Annotated in this window: 2 protein-coding genes and 1 pseudogene; all 3 read left to right on the forward strand. The window is 41.0% G+C overall.

Features of this window, described 5'->3' with window-relative positions; genetic code table 11:
* Positions 1-2,374: polymorphic toxin-type HINT domain-containing protein (locus AC1TO8_RS23710; RefSeq protein WP_482058047.1), on the forward strand; the 2,374-nt coding region annotated here is incomplete at its 5' end.
* A gap of 10 nt (positions 2,375-2,384) precedes the next feature.
* The gene (locus tag AC1TO8_RS23715; RefSeq protein ID WP_482058048.1) at positions 2,385-2,900 is read left to right on the forward strand and encodes a hypothetical protein; all 516 of its coding nucleotides are present in this window, start codon (positions 2,385-2,387) and stop codon (positions 2,898-2,900) included.
* A 189-nt stretch (positions 2,901-3,089) separates the two neighbouring features.
* Positions 3,090-4,064, forward strand: a pseudogene (locus AC1TO8_RS23720) (polymorphic toxin-type HINT domain-containing protein); the annotation flags it as partial.

The following is a 4,064-nucleotide window of genomic DNA, read 5'->3' on the forward strand; positions in this document are numbered from 1 at the left end:
TCAGGAGAACCAAGTAGCATCCTATTATTATGATGCACGTGGGAATGTCATTAAATATGTTAATTATGCAGGTCAAACGGCGGAATACAAGTATAATGATGATAATCTATTAACGGAGATCAAAACCGCTAGCGAAATGATAGCCTACACCTACGATACGGTAGGTCGGCGTACAAGTATGATCGATGCACAAGGGGAGACGAAGTATACGTACAGTCCGACAGACGGATCTTTGCAGACCTTGCGTTATCCGGACGGGGCTCATATTGGGTATACGTACAATAAACAAGCTCGTACAGGCTACAAGTTTACGAGTAGTACGGGTGAAGCAATCCGAATACAAGGCACGCTAGATGAGATGAACCGCTTAACGGAGATGGATATCTCAAATGATACGGCTGGCGGAATCAGCACCTTTGCGGGGGCCTCATCGCAACAAATGACATTTGAATATGAAGCGAACAGCTTATTGAAACGCCAAGTTTCATCAAGTAACACGAATACTACGTTTAGTTACGATGGCTATGATTTAACAGGTGTGAACATCGGAGCAGGTGCCTCATCCCAGCAGTTCTCCTACGAGTATGATAACAACAAGAATATTATCAATCGTAATCAGAATGGGACTGCGGACCAGTTCACCTATGATTCCTTAAGCAGAATCGAGAGTGAACAAAGTGAAGGCAAGGACAAAACATTCACCTACGATGATCAAGGCAATCGTCTGACGGTGGCAGGCGGCCAAATATCCGGGATGAAGAATGTGGAATACGTCTTTGATTCATTGGATCGCTTGACCGGCGTGAAGGGCGAGGGTGAAGGAGGGGAAGCCATTGATGTTACTTACATCTATAATGGAGATGGCTTGTTGTATGAACGTGTAGCCAAGAATGAGCGCGTTCGGTACTATTATGATGAACAAGGCAAGCTCTTAGCAGAAGCAAAGGTCGAAGCGGGTAACATAGCACAAATGACCTACTTCTATATCTATGATCTGGACGGACGTCTCTGGGCTCGTCAGAGCAAGACGGGTGGTATGGAGTATTACCAGTTTAATGGACATGGCGATGTTATCGGATTAATCGATAGCGCAGGTAATGAACTGAACACCTACAGCTATGACATCTGGGGTAACCCGATAGATGAGGAAGAAGACGTTCCGAACGTATTCCGCTACTCCGGAGAATATTGGGATAGCGATACGGGACTTCAATACCTGCGAGCTCGCTGGTATGATCCGAATGCCGCGCGGTTCGTATCTAGGGATACGTATGAAGGGCAGATTTCGAATCCATTAAGTTTGAATTTGTATTCGTATGTGGAGAATAATCCGTTGAAGTATACGGATCCAACAGGACATTGTGGATTAAGCAGTGTGAAACAAGTAGCGGATTGTGCATTAGACATGACGCCCTTTGTAAGTGCTGCGAAGAGTATTCAAGAGTACTCAACAGGAAATAACTGGTATACTGGTGAAAAATTATCTACCTCTGACAGGGCGTGGGCACTTGTAGGGATAATACCAGGTGGAAAGATTGCTACAAAAGGCGGTAAAATAGCAGTAAAGAGTGCAACAGCTACTTATAAAAAAGTATCAAAATGGATTTCTAAAGGCTGCAATTGCTTTACTGCTGGAACGGAGGTTCTAACAGACGAAGGGGAGAAACCTATCGAGGATATTGAGGTAGGGGATAAGGTGCTTGCCAAAGACGATGAAACAGGAGAGATGGCTTACAAGGAAGTTGAATGGCTCTTCCAACGTGATGTTGAAGAAACATATAATATTACTACTGGCGGCGAGGTCATAACGACTACTGATGAACATCCGTTTTGGATTGTCGGCAAAGGTTGGGTGGAATCCAAGAACCTTGTGGTAGGCGATGTTCTGACGAGCTCCGATGGCAAAGAATTAGCCGTTGATAACATTGAGGTTAAGAAGGAACATGCTACTGTATACAACTTTAAGGTGAAGGACTTTCATACGTACTTTGTATCTAACCTTGGTATTTGGACGCATAATGCTTGTGGAGTAGCACCACATGTTGTTGTGAATGCTTTATCGAGTTTCCAAAGTAAAACAATGAAGTTTGGAAATCAAAGCTTTTTGTTGGATAAGTCCGGAATGAAGCATATCTTAGAGCGTCATCATCCTAATTTTTGGGATGGTTCAACGAAAGCAACTCAATCATTTTTAGATAAAAATATGTCTATTAACGATGTTTCCAGTGCAATTCAGTCTATAATGAATCAAAATAGAACGACTCTGATAAATAAAGGTACAAAGGGAATGTACCAAATTGAAGGGAAATATAATGGTGTCAATTATGTAGTAGGTTTAATTAACGGAAGGGTCGGCCAATTTTATTCTAAGTAGGTGAGAGTATTTGTTTCTAGTTAAGACATATGTCAACGTACCGAATCAAAAAATAACAGATTTGCGTTTGGTTCAGGATAATCCAGACAAATATTTTATTCAGGTTGGTGAGCAGGAAAAAATACAGGGTATTTCAAACCTACTCGACTTTAATTATTTAAATGGCGCAATCTATTTGGAGTATGATGGTAGTGTTTTGATGGATTATACAATGTGGGATTTGGTAGACCAATTATGGGCGTATTTTTTAAATCTTATTGAAGAAGTCTTAGATAAGAAAGAGGGAAGCTTCTATTTTCCGGACCAACCACTTAAAGTTGAAATGAGAGAAATCTCTACAGAATGGATTTTATTTAGAGTTAGTGAAGGAAGATTAGCAAGTATTTCACTTCCGAAAAGTGACCTTTTTCACGCATTAATAAGTGGTGCAGAGCAATTTTTCCTCTTCATGAGTGATAATTTTGGAACTTGCTGTAATTATTCTCATGAATTGATAACTATTAATAAGTTAAAAAAGTTAATTTGATTACTTTTTGACCTTGAGGGCAACATCCTCAAGGTCTTTCTTTTATCCCCACCCAGTGCCGAATGAATCGGGCGGTAGTCTCAAATAGAACTTTACCTTCATTAGCCCCCTATGAAATTTCTCTAAATGCGGATGTACGTACTCCTTTAAGCTTTAAAAGTGTAACCTATTATAGCATGAGGGGAGGTTGTGAATTTTCACTTTGTACCGCAACAATCTGAATATAAGGCACTGAGAGAGACAGGAAATAGCAAGAAAAAGTCTGAGAGTATGTTGGGGAGCGAGAACCCAATTCAGGTGATTCAGCCTGACATGAATGCACTTCATCTCCAGGCGCGAAATAACATGACGCAAGATCAAGTTACCGCTTTGGCTGATTATGACCATAAGGCATTAGCTCGGATACCGCTTTACCAAGCCACATCCAATTATGCCGTTTCTTATGGAGCGGAGGTTGTGTCAACGTCTACGGGTGATGTGGGAATCTATAACACAGATTTCGATTTGCCTGGAGCGATTACTTATCGTTTGAATCGCGTTTATGAGACAAGCATGGCCAACAATGATATCGGTGTTAAATCGAGTAATGGAAGCTATATAAATGAAGCAGGAATACGTCAGGAAGAACGAGACACCGGTCTAGGCAGGGGATGGAGGTGGGATCTTCCATCAATCCAGATCAGAAATGAAGGGAAATATGTTTATTATCCCGGAATAGGTACGTATAAGCTCTCAGAATCGCTTGCTCTCGAAGGATATCCTTGGAAAGATATAAACCTCTCTAATGATAGCACGATAACTATTGATGGAAGAGGGAGTCAATTTAAATTATCTGCCCTGAATGACCTTCATTATTATTTCGATTCCACGGGTCATTTACTATTAATGCAAGATGACTACAACAACCGTGTAGAGTTTCATTATACGGATCATCAAGATGGGGGCACAGTTATATCCAATATTCGTAACAGTGATGGAAATGAGCTGAATTTCACTTATTCGAATGAACAAGTTATTGTATCCCAAAAGGGTACAGAACGTAAAATGGTATATCAGTTAGGCGCAGAAGGTGATTATCAGACATTGTCCTCTGTAACAGATGCCATGGGTCTGAACACGATCTATTTCTATACCGCTAGAGAATCCGCATTTAATTTCATAGCA

The organism is Paenibacillus sp. Y859 (genome assembly GCF_056786405.1).